17 protein-coding genes are annotated in these 16844 nt (G+C 68.4%); 10 read left to right on the top strand and 7 right to left on the bottom strand.

The genetic code is table 11. From position 1 onward, the window contains the following. The first annotated feature begins 47 nt into the window (after positions 1 to 47). The 8 genes from coaD (at position 48) to lpdA (ending at position 8192) form a co-directional block, all read left to right on the top strand. Positions 48 to 542, top strand: coding sequence for a pantetheine-phosphate adenylyltransferase (coaD, locus tag AC1HC7_RS09925; protein ID WP_479497610.1), 495 nt, complete (start codon positions 48 to 50; stop codon positions 540 to 542). A gap of 168 nt (positions 543 to 710) precedes the next feature. After that, complete coding sequence (locus tag AC1HC7_RS09920; RefSeq protein ID WP_479497609.1) at positions 711 to 1301, top strand: peptidylprolyl isomerase; 591 nt, start codon at positions 711 to 713, stop codon at positions 1299 to 1301. Between the two features lie 39 nt (positions 1302 to 1340). Beyond that, the gene (locus AC1HC7_RS09915; protein WP_479497608.1) at positions 1341 to 1859 is read left to right on the top strand and encodes a peptidylprolyl isomerase; all 519 of its coding nucleotides are present in this window, start codon (positions 1341 to 1343) and stop codon (positions 1857 to 1859) included. Positions 1860 to 2086: 227 nt separating this feature from the next. Beyond that, positions 2087 to 3100: a DUF3179 domain-containing protein gene (locus tag AC1HC7_RS09910; protein ID WP_479497607.1), complete on the top strand. Its 1014-nt coding sequence runs from the start codon at positions 2087 to 2089 to the stop codon at positions 3098 to 3100. Positions 3101 to 3201: 101 nt separating this feature from the next. Next, positions 3202 to 4257 (top strand): tRNA preQ1(34) S-adenosylmethionine ribosyltransferase-isomerase QueA, encoded by a 1056-nt coding sequence (gene queA / locus AC1HC7_RS09905; protein ID WP_479497606.1) that lies wholly within the window; start codon positions 3202 to 3204, stop codon positions 4255 to 4257. A 118-nt stretch (positions 4258 to 4375) separates the two neighbouring features. Further along, positions 4376 to 5674, top strand: a complete 1299-nt coding sequence (locus AC1HC7_RS09900) for an MFS transporter (RefSeq protein WP_479498979.1) — start codon at positions 4376 to 4378, stop codon at positions 5672 to 5674. A gap of 347 nt (positions 5675 to 6021) precedes the next feature. Next, on the top strand, positions 6022 to 6597 hold the full coding sequence (locus AC1HC7_RS09895; RefSeq protein ID WP_479497604.1) for a DUF924 family protein: 576 nt from the start codon (positions 6022 to 6024) through the stop codon (positions 6595 to 6597). 191 nt (positions 6598 to 6788) lie between these two features. After that, on the top strand, positions 6789 to 8192 hold the full coding sequence (gene lpdA / locus AC1HC7_RS09890) for a dihydrolipoyl dehydrogenase (RefSeq protein ID WP_479497769.1): 1404 nt from the start codon (positions 6789 to 6791) through the stop codon (positions 8190 to 8192). A 40-nt stretch (positions 8193 to 8232) separates the two neighbouring features. Here the strand turns inward: lpdA and AC1HC7_RS09885 are convergent, their stop codons facing one another. The 4 genes from AC1HC7_RS09885 to AC1HC7_RS09870 form a co-directional block, all read right to left on the bottom strand. Beyond that, positions 8233 to 9192 (bottom strand): hypothetical protein, encoded by a 960-nt coding sequence (locus AC1HC7_RS09885; protein WP_479497603.1) that lies wholly within the window; start codon positions 9190 to 9192, stop codon positions 8233 to 8235. A 186-nt stretch (positions 9193 to 9378) separates the two neighbouring features. Next, positions 9379 to 10119, bottom strand: coding sequence for a VIT1/CCC1 transporter family protein (locus tag AC1HC7_RS09880; protein WP_479497602.1), 741 nt, complete (start codon positions 10117 to 10119; stop codon positions 9379 to 9381). 49 nt (positions 10120 to 10168) lie between these two features. Beyond that, positions 10169 to 10984: a crotonase/enoyl-CoA hydratase family protein gene (locus AC1HC7_RS09875; RefSeq protein WP_479497601.1), complete on the bottom strand. Its 816-nt coding sequence runs from the start codon at positions 10982 to 10984 to the stop codon at positions 10169 to 10171. A gap of 208 nt (positions 10985 to 11192) precedes the next feature. Next, positions 11193 to 12638, bottom strand: a complete 1446-nt coding sequence (locus tag AC1HC7_RS09870; RefSeq protein WP_479497600.1) for a catalase — start codon at positions 12636 to 12638, stop codon at positions 11193 to 11195. 98 nt (positions 12639 to 12736) lie between these two features. On the opposite strand from AC1HC7_RS09870, the gene AC1HC7_RS09865 reads away from it, so the two are divergent. After that, positions 12737 to 13663, top strand: coding sequence for a LysR substrate-binding domain-containing protein (locus AC1HC7_RS09865; RefSeq protein ID WP_479497599.1), 927 nt, complete (start codon positions 12737 to 12739; stop codon positions 13661 to 13663). Between the two features lie 85 nt (positions 13664 to 13748). Here the strand turns inward: AC1HC7_RS09865 and hpt are convergent, their stop codons facing one another. Further along, entirely contained in the window at positions 13749 to 14318 is a 570-nt protein-coding gene (gene hpt, locus AC1HC7_RS09860; protein WP_479497598.1) for a hypoxanthine phosphoribosyltransferase, read from the bottom strand. 199 nt (positions 14319 to 14517) lie between these two features. Between hpt and AC1HC7_RS09855 the strand changes: the two genes are divergently transcribed. Further along, positions 14518 to 14979: a type II toxin-antitoxin system RatA family toxin gene (locus tag AC1HC7_RS09855; protein ID WP_479497597.1), complete on the top strand. Its 462-nt coding sequence runs from the start codon at positions 14518 to 14520 to the stop codon at positions 14977 to 14979. Positions 14980 to 14988: 9 nt separating this feature from the next. Here AC1HC7_RS09855 and AC1HC7_RS09850 read toward each other — a convergent pair whose 3' ends face one another. Further along, entirely contained in the window at positions 14989 to 16152 is a 1164-nt protein-coding gene (locus AC1HC7_RS09850; protein ID WP_479497596.1) for an ammonium transporter, read from the bottom strand. Positions 16153 to 16365: 213 nt separating this feature from the next. Next, positions 16366 to 16842 carry a CinA family protein gene (locus AC1HC7_RS09845; protein ID WP_479497768.1) on the bottom strand — a complete coding sequence of 159 codons (477 nt, stop codon included), beginning with the start codon at positions 16840 to 16842 and terminating at the stop codon, positions 16366 to 16368. Positions 16843 to 16844: the final 2 nt, after the last annotated feature.

Here is a 16844-nt window from a genome sequence, read left to right as displayed (position 1 = left end):
GCCGCGACGCCGATCCATGGCAGCGACAATCAAGGGAAACCCGCCCGATGCGCACTGCTCTTTATCCCGGAACCTTCGATCCGGTGACGCTCGGCCATCTCGACATCATTCGCCGCGCCGCCTGTCTCGTCGACAGGCTGGTGATCGGCGTCGCCATCAACCGCGACAAGGGGCCGCTGTTCACGCTGGAGGAGCGCTCGGCGATGATCGAGGCCGAATGCGCCCCCATCGCCGCCGAGACCGGCATGGAGATCGTGGTCGAACCCTTCGAGAACCTGCTGATCCATTTCGCCATGGATGTGGGCGCCCATGTGATCGTGCGCGGGCTGCGGGCGGTGTCGGATTTCGAATACGAATTCCAGATGGTGGGCATGAACCGCGCCCTGAACGAACATGTGGAAACCGTGTTCCTGATGGCCGACGCCCATCACCAGGCGATTTCATCCAAGCTGGTCAAGGAAATCGCGCGCCTTGCCGGCGACGTGTCGAAATTCGTCACCCCCGACGTGCAGCGCGCGCTGCTCGAACGCATCGCCGAATGAGCGGATGAATGGGGGGCTGGGCGGCGCGCCGGAAACACGCCCCGGTTTGACCGCGCGGCTCTGGCGCGCTACTCCGGCCCCCGAAACGCCGCCGCCCGCAGCCCCGCGCCGCGAAATCCTTCGCGCGCGGGGCGGGGGCTCTCGCCAACAGCATCCAGGATCCGTCGCATGACTCACCGCATATTCCATGGTCTTCGATTCGCGCTGCTGGCGCTGACCGCCGCGGCGCTGGCCGCGCCGATCGCCGCGCGCGCCCAGGCCAACGACCCCGAAAACACCCTGATCATCGAACTCGAGACCGGCAATGTGGTGATCGAGCTGCTGCCCTCGATCGCGCCGCAGCATGTCGCCCGGATCAAGAAGCTGGCCCGCGCCGGCGATTACGACGGGGTGATCTTTCACCGGGTGATCGGCGGCTTCATGGCCCAGACCGGCGACGTGAAATACGGCAACGCCCGCAAGGGCCAGAACCTGCGCCGCGCCGGAACCGGCGACAGCGAATTGCCCGACCTGAAGGCCGAATTCACCAATCTGGCGTCGTTCGAGCGCGGCGCCGTGGGCATGGCGCGCGGTCCCGGGCGCAATTCCGCCAACAGCCAGTTCTTCATCATGCTGGCCCCGGCGCCGCATCTGAACGGCCAATACACCATCTGGGGCCGGGTGGTCGAAGGCATGGCGAATGTCGACGCCATCCCCAGGGGCGAGCCCCCGGCGAACCCGGCCCGGATGATCCGCGTCTATGTGGAGGGCGACGAGTAGCCGCCCCGCCTCACGATGCGCCGACCCGACGCAAGAAACATGAAACGACGAACGGAGGCCTCCGCTGTGGAGATCAAGGACCCCGAAAACACCCTCATCATCAAGCTCAAGGACGGCGACGTGGTGATCCAGATGCTGCCCGACGCGGCGCCCGCGCATGTGGAGCAGATCAAGGCGCTGGCCCGCGAGGGTTTCTATGACGGCATCGTCTTTCACCGGGTGATCGACGGCTTCATGGCCCAGACCGGCTGCCCCACCGGCACCGGCACCGGCAGTTCGGACCGCCCCAACGTGGCGGCGGAGTTCTCCAAGATCCCGTTCGAACGCGGAACGGTGGGCATGGCCCGCTCGCAGAACCCGGATTCGGGCAATTCGCAATTCTTCATCATGCTTGAGCCGGGGCATTTCCTGAACGGCCAGTACACGGTCTGGGGACAGGTGCTTTCGGGCATGGAGCATGTGGATTCCATCGCCAGGGGCGAGCCGCCGGCGAACCCCGACAAGATGATCTCGGTGAAGGTCGCGGCGGATTCCGACGCGTCCGGCGACGCGCCCTGAGACCCGCCGGGCGGCGCCGCTGCGCCGCCCGATCTGAGACCCTGCAACGCCCGGCGCCGCAATGCGCCGGGCGTTTCGCATGCGCGGGCCGGGGGCTCGCGGCGCTGTCAAAACCCCGTGAAGCCCAGGTTTTGCAACGGTTTGGATGGCTGGACGCCGCCGGCGCCGCGGCGCGATACTGTCCCTGACGCCGCGCGCGATACGCATCGCCGGCGCGCGAATGGAGGATGGTTTCGATGACAGGCCAGCGGATGACCACGGTTGCGGCGCTGATTTGCGCGGCGCTGCTTGCGGCGGCGGCGATGGCGACGGCGCCTGCGGCGCGGGCGCAGGACGTGCCGCGCGGCTGGATCCGGGAATGGCCGGACACGGATTTTTCGCGCATGTCCGTGGGGGTGGACGAAATCCTGTCGGGCGGGCCGCCCAAGGACGGAATCCCGGCGATCGACGGCCCCGAGATGCGCCCGGTCGCCAAGGAGACCGGGCTTGGCGGGCGCGAACCGGTGATGGTGCTGGAACTGCCCGGCCAGACCCCGCGCGCCTATCCGATCCGCTATCTGATCTGGCACGAGATCGTCAATGACCGCGTCGACGGGCGGGCGGTGACCGTCACCTTCTGTCCGCTGTGCAATTCGGCGGTGGCGTTCGCGGGGAAGCTGGACGGGCGGGAACTGGATTTCGGGGTCACCGGCAAGCTGCGCAATTCCGACATGATCATGTATGACCGCCAGACCGAAAGCTGGTGGCAGCAGTTTCAGGGCGAGGCCATTGTCGGCGCGATGCTGGGCGCGAAGCTGGAGGCCCTGCCAAGCTGGACCGAAAGCTGGGACGCCTTCCGCGCGCGGGTTCCCGACGGGCTGGTGATGGCCGAACCGACCCGCTACGCGCGGGCCTACGGCATGAACCCCTATGGCGGCTATGACAGCGGGGCGCCGTTCCTGTATCGGGGCGACCCGCCGCCGGGCATCGATCCGGTGGCCCGCGTGGTGCGCATCGGCGACCGGGCCTGGCCGCTGGCGCGGCTGGCGGCGGCGGGGGAGATCGAAGAGGAGGGGGTGCGGCTGGTGTGGCGCGCCGGGCAGGCCTCGGCGCTGGATGCGCGCCGCATCAACGAAGGGCGCGACGTGGGCGGCGTGCGCGCCTATGACGCCGCGACGGGCGATCCGCTGATCGCCGACGTGATCTTCGCCTTCGTGTTTCAGGCCTTCGAGCCGGACGGGCGCTGGATGAACGGCGATTAGGGGCGCAAGACGGGGCTTTACAGGGCCCGGCGGCGCGGATACCGAGCGGCCTCTGATCCGCGCGGGATTCGCCGCGCGCCGCTGCTGTGCAGGCCCCGCCCATGCGCCTTGACGATTTCGACTTCGATCTGCCCGAGGCGTTGATCGCGCTGCGCCCCGCCGCGCCGCGCAGCGCCGCGCGTCTGCTGCTGGCCGCGGGCGGCGCGATCGCCGACCGGCGGGTGGGCGATCTGGCGGCGATTCTGCGCCCTGACGACATTCTTGTATTGAACGACACCCGGGTGATTCCGGCGCGGCTGTTCGGGACCCGGATTCGCGATTCCGGCGATGGCGGCGGCGCGGCGCGCATCGAGGCGACCCTGCTCACGCGTGAGCGCTCTGCGCGCTGGCGCGCGCTGGCGCGCCCGGGCAAACGGCTAAAGGTCGGGGATCGGATCGTTTTTTCGAACGAACTTGGCGCCGAGCTGTCGGAGAAGGGCGCCGGCGGCGAGGTGTCGTTGACTTTTGATTGCGCCGGGGCGGCGCTTGACGCGGCCATCGCGCGCGCCGGGGTGATGCCGCTGCCGCCCTATATCGCGGCGCGGCGTCCGGCGGATGCGCGCGATGCCGAGGATTACCAGACGGTGTTCGCGGCGCGCCCCGGCGCGGTGGCGGCGCCCACGGCCTCGCTGCATTTCGACGAGGCGCTGCTGGGCGCGCTGGGCGCGCGCGGGGTGCGGTTTGCGACGCTGACCCTGCATGTGGGCGCGGGCACCTTCCTGCCGGTGAAGGTCGAAAACATCGCCGATCACCGGATGCATCCCGAATGGGGCGAGATCGGCGCCGACGCGGTCGCCGCCATCGAGGCGGCGCGCGCGGCCGGCGGGCGGGTGATCCCGGTGGGCACCACGGCGCTGCGCCTGCTGGAAAGCGCGGCGCGCGCGACCGGGACCCTCGCGCCCTGGCGCGGCGAAACCGACATTTTCATCACCCCGGGGTTCGATTTCCGGGTCGCGGACGGGCTGATGACCAATTTTCATCTGCCGCGATCGACCCTGATGATGCTGGTGAGCGCGGTGATGGGGGTCGATCGCATCCGCGCGATCTACGCCCACGCCATCGCCCGAAAATACCGGTTCTATTCCTACGGCGATTCATCGCTGCTGCTGCCGGGCTGACCCCCCGCCGGCCTCTCGATCCGAAATTCCAAACCCGACCCCCGCATGTCGCCCGTGACGCAGCGTCGCAGGCGCGATCCTTTACCTTCGTCACCTGACGCAATCGGGATTTCCGGCCATGATCCTCATCATTCGCAACGCCTGGGCGCTGCTGTTCGGCATGTTCCTGCTGATGGTGGGCAACGGCATGCAAGGCACGCTGCTGGGTCTGCGCGGCGCCATAGAGGGCTTTGACGCCAGCGAGATGGCCTATGTGATGTCGGCGTATTTCGTCGGCTTTCTCGGCGGCTCGCGCCTGACGCCGCGCATGATCCGCCGGGTCGGGCATGTGCGGGTGTTCGCGGCCATGGCCTCGGTGATCTCGGCGATGTTCATCCTTTACGCCGCCGCGCCCAACGTGATCGCCTGGGGGGTGATGCGGCTGGTGGTGGGGTTCTGCTTTTCCGCCGTCTACGTGGTGGCGGAAAGCTGGCTCAACGACAGCGCCACCAACGAGACGCGGGGGCAGCTGCTGTCGGTGTATCTGATCGTGCAGATGCTGGGCATCGTGATTGCGCAACTGTCGCTGAACTTCGCCGATCCCGGGGGCTACCTGCTGTTCGTGGCGATTTCGGTGCTGGTGTCGCTGTCCTTCATGCCGATCCTGCTGTCGGTCAGTCCGGCGCCGGTGTTCGAGACCGCCAAGCCCATGACCTTCCGGCGGCTTTACGAGACCTCGCCGCTGGGATTCGTCGGCATCTTTTTCCTTGGCGCGGTGTTCGCGGCGCTGTTCGGCATGGCGGCGGTCTACGGCACGGAGCGGGGGCTGTCGCTGGGCGAGATCTCGATCTTCGTGGCCTCGATCTATGTGGGCGGGCTGCTGCTGCAATACCCCATCGGCTGGCTGTCGGACCGCGTGGATCGCCGGCTGCTGATCCTCGCGGTGACCGGGCTTGGCGCGGCGGCGTCGCTGGCGGCGATCTTCGGCGAAAGCAGCCGCACGCTGCTGATCGCCGCCGCCTTTCTGATCGGCGGGCTGGCCAATCCGCTGTATTCGCTGCTGATCGCCCACAGCAACGATTTTCTGGAGGCCGAGGACATGGCCGCGGCGTCGAGCGGGCTGATCTTCATCAACGGGCTCGGGGCCATCGGCGGGCCGCTGATCGTCGGCTATGCGATGACCGCCATCGGCCCCTGGGCGTTCTTCGCCTTTGTCGGGCTGATGATGGGCGCGATCAGCCTTTACGCCGCGTATCGCATGACCGTGCGCCCGGCGGTGGCGGTGGAGGACACCGCCACCTACGCCGCGGTGTTGGCGCAATCCTCGCCGGTGGCGGTGGAGGTGGCGCAGGAATACGCCATCGAGCAGATCGAGGCCGGGGAAGAGGACGAGGACGGGGGCTCGGATCATGGCGAAAACGCGGCGAAGCCCGGGTGATCCCCGGGCGATCTCCGGGCGATCCCCGGGCGACCCATGTCCAATGCGCGACTGCGTCGCCTAAATATCAGCCAAGTCGTTTTTGTGGGTTGACATGGAGCCGACTTCGTATTGCCCTGAAATCAGAGGTTGCGGAGAAGGACTCTCGCCAATTGCAGCCTTGATCGCCCGGTAAAAACGCCGAATCCGGCGCGGGATATTGCGCGCCTCAGGCATGCGCGCGCGGTGAACGGGCAGGCGCCGGCGACAAGACCGGCGCCGCCGCATGAGGCAGACGAGCGGAAAACGCCTTGAGCGCGCGCCGGGGGGGCGGCGGTCCTGGCCGGCACAATGGGGGAGAGCGCGCCATGCAGGCCGCACCGCAGAGGATACTGGATTTCTGGCTCGACGAGATCGGGCCCGAAGGGTGGTACAAGTCGGACGACGCGATCGACGAGACCATCCGCAAGCGATTCCTGAACGATTGGCGCGCCGCGCGGCTCGGGGCCTATGACGGCTGGCTGTCGGACCCGGAGGGCGCGCTGGCGCTGCTGCTGCTGCTGGATCAGTTCCCGCGCAACATGTTTCGCGGCGAGGGCGACTGTTTCGCCACCGACGAGCGGGCGCTGCGGATGGCCAAGCTGGCGATCGCGCGCGGCCATGACAAACGCATCGCCGAACCGGCGCGGCAGTTCTTCTACCTGCCGCTGATGCATTCGGAGAACATCGCCGATCAGGACCGCAGCGTGCGGCTGTTTTCCTGCCGCATGCCGCAGAGCCGGGCCAACAGCCTGCCCCACGCCTGCGCCCATCGCGCGGTGATCCGCCAGTTCGGGCGGTTTCCCTATCGCAACGAGGCGCTGGGGCGCGACAGCACCGAGGCCGAGCGCGCCTATCTCGACGCCGGCGGCTACGCGCACACCATGAAATCCATCGCCGCCTGACCGGGGTCTGACCGGGGTCTGACCGGGGCCTGATCGGGGTCTGATTGGGGCCCGACCGCCGCTTGACCCGGGCTTGATCGCCGCTTGATCGCCGTTTGATAGGGGCGCGGCTTTCGCGCTTGGGCGTTGCCTTTTGCCGCCGTCCGGGGTTGGGTTGACCCCCGAACAGGCAGCGAAGCGGATCAGTGACCATGGGCGACCCGGCGAAAGACCAATTCGACCTCATCGTGATCGGCGCCGGTCCCGGCGGCTATGTGGCCGCGATCCGGGCGGCGCAGCTGGGGCTGCGCGTCGCGGTGGTCGAACGCGAGCATCTGGGCGGCATCTGCCTCAACTGGGGCTGCATTCCCACCAAGGCGCTGCTGCGCTCGGCCGAGGTGTTTCACCTGATGGGCCGGGCGGGGGAATTCGGGCTCGGCGCCGGGGCGATCTCGTTTGACATCAAGGCGGTGATCGCGCGGTCGCGCAAGGTGGCGGGGCAGCTGTCGGGCGGCGTCGCCTATCTGCTGAAGAAGCACCGCGTCGAGGTGGTCATGGGGGTCGCGACCCTGTCCGCGCCCGGGGAAGTGGCGGTGCGCGGCGACGCAGGCGCGCGGCGGCTGCGCGCGCCCGGCGTGATCCTCGCCACCGGCGCGCGGGCGCGGGAACTGCCGGGGCTGGAGGGCGACGGCGATCTGGTCTGGACCTATCGCGACGCGCTGAACCCGCCGCGGATGCCCCGAAAGCTGCTGGTCATCGGATCGGGCGCCATCGGCATCGAATTCGCCAGTTTCTACAACACGCTGGGGGCGGAAACCACGGTGGTGGAGGTGCTGGAGCGCATCCTGCCGGCCGAGGATGCGGAGATCGCGGCGCTGGCGAAGAAACAGTTTGAAAAGCAGGGCATGACCATTCTGGAAAACGCCAGGGTGGCGCGGCTCGATCGCGGCGCGGGGCGGGTGACGGCGCATGTGGAGCAGGGCGGCAAGACCGTGGCCCGGGAATTCGACGCGGTGATTTCGGCGGTCGGCATCGTCGGCAATGTCGAAGACCTGGGGCTGGAGGCGCTGGGCGTGAAGGTCGATCGCAGCCATGTGGCGGTGGATGAATTCTGCCGCACCGGGGTCGAGGGGCTTTACGCCATCGGCGATCTGGCGGCGCCGCCATGGCTCGCGCACAAGGCCAGCCATGAAGGGGTGATGGTGGCGGAGATGATCGCCGGGCGCCCGGCGCATCCGGTGCGCCCCGAAAGCATCGCCGGCTGCACCTATTGCCACCCGCAGATCGCCTCGGTGGGCATGACCGAGGCAGAGGCGAAGGCGACGGGGCGAAAGATCCGCGTCGGGCGGTTCCCGTTCATCGGCAACGGCAAGGCGATCGCGCTGGGCGAGCCCGAGGGGCTGGTCAAGACCGTGTTCGACGCCGGGACCGGCGAATTGCTGGGCGCGCACATGATCGGCGCCGAGGTCACCGAGCTGATCCAGGGATTCGTCATCGGCCGCCAGCTGGAGACCACCGAGGCGGAGCTGATGCAGGCGGTGTTCCCGCATCCGACGCTGAGCGAGATGATGCATGAATCGGTGCTCGACGCCTATGGCCGGGTGATCCACGCCTAGGGCGGTTTTCGTGGATGGGGCGTCGGGCGCTCGCCGCGACCTAGAAACTGGCGGCGAGGCCGATGGAAAACCCCTCAAGCCGTTCGCCCTTGGCGTAGCGGATCATGATCCGCCCCCGGGTCATCAGCGGCACGGAGGTGGCGGTGAAGTCGATTTCCAGCCCGAGGCCCGCCTGCACCAGCCATTGCGTGCCCAGCGCCGCGCCCTGATCGCCGGGCAGCAGCGAGGCCGAGACCTCGCCCACCGCGCGCAGCGGCCGCCCCAGCACGCTCAGCCCGGTGGGCACGCGCAGCCGGTTCCAGATCCCCAGCGTCGAGGCGTCGGCGGTGGCGCGCGACCCGGCGGAGGTCTTTTCGAAGCTGGACAGGCGAATGAAGGTGTAGCGCAGTTCGGAATCTATCTCGTAGGCCTCGCGGACCAGCGCGTAATCCAGCATCAGCGAGGCGCCGTAGCCATAGGCGTTGAGCCGGTCCGCGTCGAGGAAACCCAGATCCAGATCGAACTTGTTCTCGATGAACCGCCCCAGCAGCGACAGGTCGCTTTCCACATGCCCCAGCGAGATGTTGAGCATGGGCCGCAGCACCAGGTCGTCGGTGAGGCTGAAATCCCAGCCGACGCCGCCGGTGGCCGAAAAGCTGGTCCATTTCGAGGGCAGCAGGGATCGCTGGTCGCCTTCGCTGAACACGAAGGTGGGATCGTAGCGCGAGGCGCCGAGGAAGCCTTCCAGATACAGCGGAAAATCGTCGCTGAAGGTGAAGGCGCCGCCGAACTGCGTGGCCTGGAAATCATAGCCGCTGTCGCCGCCGCCGTCGAAGGTCAGGGTGCTGGCGGTCTCGCTGGGCACCACCGAGACGCCGAGCACCGCCAGCGCGTTGTCGGCCTGGTTGCGCACGGTCTTGTTGAGCAGATCCTCGAGCGCGCCGGCCCGCGCGCCGGGGGCGGCGGGGGCGGCGCTCAGCAGCGCGGCGAGGCATAAGGCGTATCGCGGCGAGGTGGGCAAGGGCGGGGCTCCGTCATCCAGCGTGCCGCCGTTGGTTACGGCATTGGCGTGGCGCGCGAAAGAATAAAACCGCGCCGGGCCGGGCGCGCGGCCCGGCTGCGGGGCGGGCGTGGCCCGGCGGCGACAGGTTCCCGGGCGATCCGCGGCGATCCGCGGCGATGGCCGAGCGGGTCGGGCTTGGCGGGCTCAGCGAAAAGCGAAACCGACGGCGAAGGCGACCAGCGCGCAGATGCCGCCCACCAGCACGGTTTCGCCGACGCAGCGCGACAGGGTCTCGTTGGTCACCCGCCAGCGCAGGGTCCCCAGCGCCACCAGCGCCAGCAGGGTGGCGAACAGCGACATGTAGAAAGTGCGCTGGGTCGGATCGAACAGGAAATACGGCACCAGCGGCGTGGCCCCGAAGGCGATGAAGGCAAGGAACGTCGCCAGCCCCTTCATCGCCGGGCTGTCGCCGTCGGGATCGGCGAGCCCGACCTCGTATTGCATCATGAAATCGGCCATGAATTCCGGGTTGCGCTGCAGGATGTCGGTGAATTCGACGGCGTCGGCCCTGGTCAGGCCCTTTTCGTCGAGGATCTCCAGGGTCTCCATGCGTTCGAATTCCGGGTTCTCTTCGATCTCGCGGCGTTCGCGGGCGCGGGTGGCGCGGTAGACATCCTGTTCGGAGCGGCTGGACAGGAACGCCCCGAGCCCCATGGCGGTGGCGTCGGCGAACAGGTTGGCGAGCCCGAACAGCAGCACCGCGACGCCCCCGACCAGCCCGGCGCCCTCGGCCCCGGCGCCGGCGAAGCCGGCGACGATGGCGAAGGTGGTGACGATGCCGTCATTGCCGCCATAGACGATTTCCTTGAGGAACTCCTCGATCTTGCCAATGCGGTGTTCGCGGTGCAGATGGGCCTCGAAGGCGGGGCTGTAGCGGGCCGTCATGGCGTGCTCCTGAATGTGGTTGGCGCGATCCTCATGGCGAAAGGCGCGCTCAGATGTCGGTGAAATCGCCGCCGCGGCCCTTGCCGGCGCGAAATCGGGCGGCGCCGTCGCGGCCCTCGGCGTCGAGCGCCGCGATCGAGCGCCATTCGCGGGCGTGGGCGGCGGTCATGGGCAGGGCCCATTGGTCAAGCGCCAGCGCCCGGTCGGCGCGCAGGCAGACCTGCGGAAAGCGGGCGATGTCATGGGCGAGCGCGCGCGCGGCGTCGAGCCCGCCGCCATGGGGCGCGATCCGGTCGGCGAGCCCCATGGCCAGCGCCTCGTCGGCATCCACCCGCCGCCCGGTGAGGATCAGGTCCAGCGCCCGCCCCTGGCCGACGATGCGCGGCAGGCGGATGGCGCCGCCGTCGATCAGCGGCGCCCCCCAGCGGCGGCAAAAGACCCCCATGAAGGCGGTGGCCTCCATCACCCGCAGGTCGCACCACAGCGCCAGTTCCATGCCGCCGGCGACCGCCGGGCCGGCGATGGCCGCGATCACCGGTTTCGACAGGCGCAGGCGGGTCGGGCCCATGGGCGCGGGGCGGGGGGCGGCGTCGAGGTCGGCGGCGTCGCCTATCGCCATGCGTCGCCGCCAGGCGGCGTCATAGCCGCCCCCCGCGGCGCGGGCGAGGTCGGCCCCGGCGCAGAACGCGCCGCCGGTCCCGGTGAGGATCGCCGCCGCGACGTCGGGGTCGGAGTCGAAATCGCGAAAGGCGTCGTAGAGCGCGGCGGCGGTTTCCGGGTCCACGGCGTTGCGTTTTTGCGGGCGGTCGATGGCGATGACGCGCAGGGGGCCGTCGGTTTCGATGCGCAGCGCGGGGGTGGGCATGGGCGGTCTCCTCGGGCATGGGCGGCGAGGATCGCAGAGCCGGCGCGGCGAGACAACCGTGGCGGGCGTCCATGCGCCAATGGCGGATCGGGATCCGCCCTGCGCTGAGCGGCGGGGGCGGCGCGCGGTTTTCGGAGATGGCGCCGGTCGCGGGGCTGCGGGCGCGGGGCGACGTTGGCGGCCGCCCCGCGCCGGATTGGCGCGCCGGTCAGCCGGCGGCGATGGCGTCGCGCACGCCCTTGCCGTAATCCGGGTGCACCTGGTCGAGCAGCTTGCACCAGCGTTCCTGGATTTCCGCCGGGGCCCCGTTCATGGCCGCCGCGTAATTGGCGTAGAGCCGGGATTTCTGGCCGTCGTCGAACAGGTTGAACAGCGCCCGCGGCTGGGAGAAATCGTCATTGCCGTCCCGGTGGCTGTAGCGGTCGGCGTCGCCGGAGATGCGCAGCGGCGGTTCCTTGACGCTCGGATCTTCCTGCGGGCCGCCCATGGTGTTGGGTTCGTAAAAGGCGTCCGGGTTGCCGAAATCGGGGGTCTGGAAGCGCATCGCCCCGTCCTTGTGGTAGTGGTTGATCGGGCATTTCGGGGCGTTGACGGGCAGCGCCTCGTAATGGGTGCCAAGCCGGTAGCGATGGGCGTCGGCATAGGAGAACACCCGCGCCTGCAGCATCTTGTCGGGCGAAAAGCCGATCCCCGGCACGATGTTGGAGGGCGAATAGGCGGCGTTCTCGACCTCGGCGAAATAATTGTCGGGGTTGCGGTTCAGCTCCATCTCGCCAACCTCGATCAGCGGGTGGTCGCCATGGGGCCAGACTTTCGTCAGGTCGAAGGGGTTGAACGGCATGTTTTCCGCATCCGCCTCGTCGATGATCTGCACATACATGGTCCATTTGGGGAAGTCGCCGGATTCGATCTTGCCGAACAGCGCCTCCTGATAGCTTTCGCGGGTCTGGCCGATCAGCGCCTCGGCCTCGGCGTTGGTGTAATGGGCGTGGCCCTGCTGGGTCTTGAAGTGGAATTTCACCCAGTAGCGCTCGCCCGCGTCGTTCCAGAAGGAATAGGTGTGCGAGCCGTAGCCGTTCATGCGCGTCGGGTCGGTGGGGATGCCGCGATCCGACATCAGGATGGTCACCTGATGCAGCGATTCCGGGGACAGCGACCAGAAATCGAACATCGCCGCCGCCGAGCGCAGGTTGGTGCGGGGGTGGCGTTTCTGGGTGTGGATGAAATCCGGGAACTTGTAGGCGTCGCGGATGAAGAACACCGGGGTGTTGTTGCCCACCAGATCCCAGTTGCCCTCCTCGGTGTAGAATTTCAGCGCAAAGCCGCGCACGTCGCGTTCGGCGTCCGCGGCGCCGGCCTCGCCCGCCACGGTGGAGAAGCGGCAGATCATGTCGGTTTTCTTGCCGACTTCGGAGAAGATCTTCGCGCGGGTGTATTTGCTGATGTCATGGGTGACGGTGAGCGTGCCGCGCGCCCCCCAGCCCTTGGCGTGCACCACCCGTTCGGGGATGCGCTCGCGGTTCTGGTGGGCGAGCTTTTCCAGCAGCTGGTAATCCTGCATCAGCACCGGACCGCGCGGGCCGGCGGTGATGGAATTCTGGTTGTCGGGGACCGGCGCGCCGGCGGTGGTGGTGAGGCGGGGGGTGTCGGACATTCGGGGGCTCCCTTGGCGTTCTTGAATGATTCTAAACTTGGTGGATTTCAGTGATAATGTAAAATTGCTTTTTTGTTTTTTGGTGATAGGTTTTGATTATGGATGTCACACTCAAGCAGCTGCGCTATTTCCTCGCGCTGGCCGAGCACCGGCATTTCGGGCGGGCGGCGGCGGCGTGCCATGTGTCCCAGCCGGCGCTGAGCGTGCAGGTGCGCGACCTGGAGGTCACGCTGGGGGTGACGCTGGCCGAGCGCCGCGCCCGCGAGGTGACGTTGACCCCCACGGGGCAGGAGATCGCCCGCCGCGCCCGCCGGGTGCTGGACGAGGTGCGCGAGATCGGGCAGTCGGCGCGCTGGTCGCGGGGGCTGGGCGGGCGGCTGTCGCTGGGGGTGATCCCGACGGTGGCGCCCTATCTGCTGCCCGCGGCGCTGCCGCTGCTGAAGGCGAAGAATCTGGGGCTGGATCTGGGGGTGCGCGAGGCGATGACCGGGCGGCTGCTGGACGACGTGCGCGACGGGCGGCTCGACGCGGCGGTGGTGGCGCTGCCCACCGGCGATCCGGCGCTGGCGGAGACGCCGCTGTTCGAGGACCGGTTCCTGCTCGCCGCGTCGAAGGACCGGGCGCGGGACCTGAAGCGCGAACATGGGCGCGGCGCGGCGCGGCTGCGCCCCGAAGGCATCCGCGCCGAGCAGCTGCTGCTGCTGGACGAGGGCCATTGCCTGGCCGATCAGGCGCTGGAGGTCTGCGCGCTGGACCGCTCCGGCACGGTGGATCTGGGGGCGTCGAGCCTGGCCACGCTGGCGCGGCTGGCGGCGCATGGATTCGGGCTGACGCTGCTGCCGGAAATCGCCGCGCTGCCCGAACAGGCGGCGGCGCCGGGGCTGGCGGTGATGCGGTTTTCCGACCCCGAGCCGCGGCGGGTGATCGGGCTGGCGCGGCGGCGGATCTCGGTCGATGACGGCTGGTTTTCGGAACTGGCGGCGGTGCTGCGCGAGGCCGGCGAAGCCTTGCCCCGCCCGGCCTGATCTTTCGCGCTGGGGGATGATCTTGCGCGTCGCGTCTGACGTTTCAGGTTGGGTCTGTGGCGCAAGTCCGTAAAAAAGCGAAGAATCAGCTTTTGGATGCGTCTGAATCCGCGTCTTCATCCAGAAACCGCACCTTGCCGATATGGCTGAGATTGCGGTTGCGCTGGGCGTAGTCGATGCCGTAGCCGACGACGAATTCGTCGGGGATCTCGAAGCCGATGAAACGCACGTCCACCTTGGCCTCGCGCCGCGCCGGCTTGTCGAGCAGGGCGCAGACCTCGAGCCGCCGGGGGTGGCGCGCGCGCAGCAGGTGCAGCACGTGATGCAGGGTGAAGCCGGTGTCCACGATGTCCTCGACCACCAGCACGTCGCGGCCCTCGATCTCGCCGCGCAGATCCTTGAGGATGCGCACCTCGCGGCTGGATTCGGTGGCGTTGCCGTAGGAGGAGGCCTCGATGAAATCGATCTCCACCGGCAGGCTCAGTTCGCGCGTCAGGTCGGCGATGAACACGAAGCTGCCGCGCAGCAAGCCGATGACGATCAGCTTGTCGGTGCCCTCGAAATAGTCATGGATCTCGGCGGCGAGCCCTTCGACCCGCGCCGCGATCTCCTTCGCCGAGATCATCTGGTCGATTGCATACGGCCTGTTGGTCATTCGTCGAATCCTTCGTTCACCCACCGTGCGCCGCATGAAAGGTCATGACCTTCGGCGTCCGTTGTCTTGTTGCCTCATGCGCGCCCGCGATGAAAGGGGGGCTTGATGAAAACCGGCGCCTGGCTTAACGCTGCGCGGCGGCGGGCGATGGGGCGCGCCGGGCGTGAAGGCGCCGCAGCGGGACGCGAAGAACAGCACGATGCCGACACACGCGGAAAAGCGCCGGATGCCCTATTCGGCCAGCGAGATGTACGCGCTGATCGCGGATGTGAAGTCCTATCCCGAATTCCTGCCCTGGTGTCAGGCGGCGCGAATCCGCTCGCGCAAGCCGGGCGCCGACGGCGCCGAAGTGATCGAGGCGGATCTGGTGATCTCGTTCAAGCTGTTCCGCGAGACCTTCGCCAGCCGCGTGACCCTGCATCCCGACGACATGGTGATCGACGTCGCCTATCTGGACGGACCGTTCAGATACCTCGCCAATCACTGGCGATTCATCGAGATCGAGCCGGGCAGCTGCGAGGTGGATTTCTTCGTCGATTTCGAATTCCGCTCGGCGATCCTGCAGGCGGTGATCGGGGTGGTGTTCGGCGAGGCCATGCAGCGCATCGTGCGCGCCTTCGAGGACCGCGCGGCGGCGCTTTACGGCCCCCGCGCGCTGTAGGGGGCGGAATCAGGAAATGATGTCGTAGGCGCGTTCGCCATGGGTGGCGTAGTCGAGCCCGTCGACCTCGTCCTCGTGGCTGACGCGCATGGGGGTGACCAGCGCCGCGATCTTCACCAGCGCCACGGTGACGACCAGCGTGAAGACCCCCACCGCCGCCAGCGCGGTGAACTGCGCGACGAAGGATCCATGGCCGAACGCCGCGATCATGATCGTGCCGAAGATGCCGCCGACGCCATGCACCGCGAACACGTCCAGCGTGTCGTCGATCTTCAGCTTCTGGCGGATGCCGACGACGCAGAGCTGGCACAGCACCCCGGCGACGCCGCCGATGACCATCGCCTCGATCGGCCCCACGAAGCCCGAGGCCGGGGTGATCGAGGCCAGCCCGGCGATGGTCCCGGTCACCAGCCCGATCAGCGAGGATTTGCCGTAGCGGATCTTTTCGTAGAGCGCCCAGGTCAGCGAGGCGCTCGCCGCCGAGATATGGGTCGTCACCAGCGCCATGGCCGCGCCGCCGTCGGCGGCCAGCTGCGAGCCGGCGTTGAAGCCGAACCAGCCGACCCAGAGCATCGAGGCGCCGATCATCACCATCCCCGGCGCGTGCGGCGGCTTGGAATGGTCCCGGCGCGGCCCCAGCATCACCGCCAGCACCAGCGCCGCCAGCCCGGCGGTTTCATGCACCACTATGCCGCCGGCGAAATCCCTGGCCCCGAGGACCGCAAGCCAGCCGCCGCCCCAGATCCAATGCGCCACCGGCGCGTAGCAGACCAGCATCCACAGCCCCGAGAACAGCATGGCGAAGCCGAAGCCGATGCGTTCCACATAGCTGCCGATGATCAGCGCCGGGGTGATGATGGCGAAGGTCATCTGGAAGGCGAAGAACAGGATTTCGGGGATCGTGCCGGTCAGCGCGTCAGGGCCGACGCCGAGCAGGAAGACCTTGTCGAACCCGCCCCACCAGCCGGTCGCGCCGGGGCCGAAGGCGATGCTGTAGCCCGCGACCAGCCAGAGCAGCGACATCAGGCAGGCGATGGCCATGCATTGCATCAGCACCGACAGGAAATTGCGCGAACGCACCAGCCCGCCATAGAACAGCGCCAGCCCGGGCAGGGTCATGAACAGCACGAGCGTCGTGGCAACGAGAATCCATGCGGTGTCTGCGCCATTCATTTTCCGGAAAATCCCCTGATGCGGGCCCCGGTCGCGCCGGGGCGGGTGAACATGGGGGAGGTCTAGAAAATCGGCTTTTGCGCGGCAAATCCCTTGGCGCTGAAATGGGAAAAAAAACGGCGCCAATCGACGCGGCGCCCCCAATTTCGGCAATTGCCCCGGGTTGTGCCTGTTTTCACGGCAGACGTTGACGCGGGCCGCCTGCCGGCCCGGTCAGTCGCCCGCCGCGCTGCGCAGCATGTCGAGCGCGTGGGCGACGCTGGCGCGGCGCACGGCGCGCCGGCCCGCGGCCCCGAATTCGATGGTCTCGACCCGGGTTTCGCGCCCGGCGCGGGCCAGCGCGAAACACACCCGGCCCTCGGGCTTGCTGTCCGATCCGCCGGGCCCGGCGACGCCGGTGATCGCCACCGCCAGATGCGCCTGGGATCGCGCCAGCGCCCCCTCGGCCATGGCCACGGCCACCGGTTCGGAGACCGCGCCATGGGCGGCGATCAGGGTTTTCGCCACGCCCAGCATCTCGGTCTTGGCGGCGTTGGAATAGGTGACGAAGCCGCGCTCCACCACCGCCGAGGCGCCGGGGATTTCGGTCAGCGCGCCCAGCGCCAGCCCGCCGGTGCAGCTTTCGGCGGCGGCGATCATCAGCCCGGCGGCGGCGAGCGCGTCAATGGCGTCCGCGGCGAGGCTTTGCAGTT

This window comes from Oceanicella sp. (assembly GCF_056449545.1).
This window is presented reverse-complemented; position numbering and strand designations above follow the sequence as displayed.

Bases quoted from the DNA above. Each gene is read 5' to 3' on its own strand.
- AC1HC7_RS09875 (WP_479497601.1), bottom strand. From the start codon at position 10,984: ATGCCCACCCCCGCGCTGCGCATCGAAACCGACGGCCCCCTGCGCGTC.
- AC1HC7_RS09880 (WP_479497602.1), bottom strand. From the start codon at position 10,119: ATGACGGCCCGCTACAGCCCCGCCTTCGAGGCCCATCTGCACCGCGAA.
- AC1HC7_RS09920 (WP_479497609.1), top strand. From the start codon at position 711: ATGACTCACCGCATATTCCATGGTCTTCGATTCGCGCTGCTGGCGCTG.
- AC1HC7_RS09870 (WP_479497600.1), bottom strand. From the start codon at position 12,638: ATGTCCGACACCCCCCGCCTCACCACCACCGCCGGCGCGCCGGTCCCC.
- hpt (WP_479497598.1), bottom strand. From the start codon at position 14,318: ATGACCAACAGGCCGTATGCAATCGACCAGATGATCTCGGCGAAGGAG.
- AC1HC7_RS09855 (WP_479497597.1), top strand. From the start codon at position 14,518: ATGCCGACACACGCGGAAAAGCGCCGGATGCCCTATTCGGCCAGCGAG.
- lpdA (WP_479497769.1), top strand. From the start codon at position 6,789: ATGGGCGACCCGGCGAAAGACCAATTCGACCTCATCGTGATCGGCGCC.
- AC1HC7_RS09850 (WP_479497596.1), bottom strand. From the start codon at position 16,152: ATGAATGGCGCAGACACCGCATGGATTCTCGTTGCCACGACGCTCGTG.
- queA (WP_479497606.1), top strand. From the start codon at position 3,202: ATGCGCCTTGACGATTTCGACTTCGATCTGCCCGAGGCGTTGATCGCG.
- AC1HC7_RS09910 (WP_479497607.1), top strand. From the start codon at position 2,087: ATGGTTTCGATGACAGGCCAGCGGATGACCACGGTTGCGGCGCTGATT.
- AC1HC7_RS09895 (WP_479497604.1), top strand. From the start codon at position 6,022: ATGCAGGCCGCACCGCAGAGGATACTGGATTTCTGGCTCGACGAGATC.
- AC1HC7_RS09915 (WP_479497608.1), top strand. From the start codon at position 1,341: ATGAAACGACGAACGGAGGCCTCCGCTGTGGAGATCAAGGACCCCGAA.
- AC1HC7_RS09865 (WP_479497599.1), top strand. From the start codon at position 12,737: ATGGATGTCACACTCAAGCAGCTGCGCTATTTCCTCGCGCTGGCCGAG.
- coaD (WP_479497610.1), top strand. From the start codon at position 48: ATGCGCACTGCTCTTTATCCCGGAACCTTCGATCCGGTGACGCTCGGC.
- AC1HC7_RS09900 (WP_479498979.1), top strand. From the start codon at position 4,376: ATGATCCTCATCATTCGCAACGCCTGGGCGCTGCTGTTCGGCATGTTC.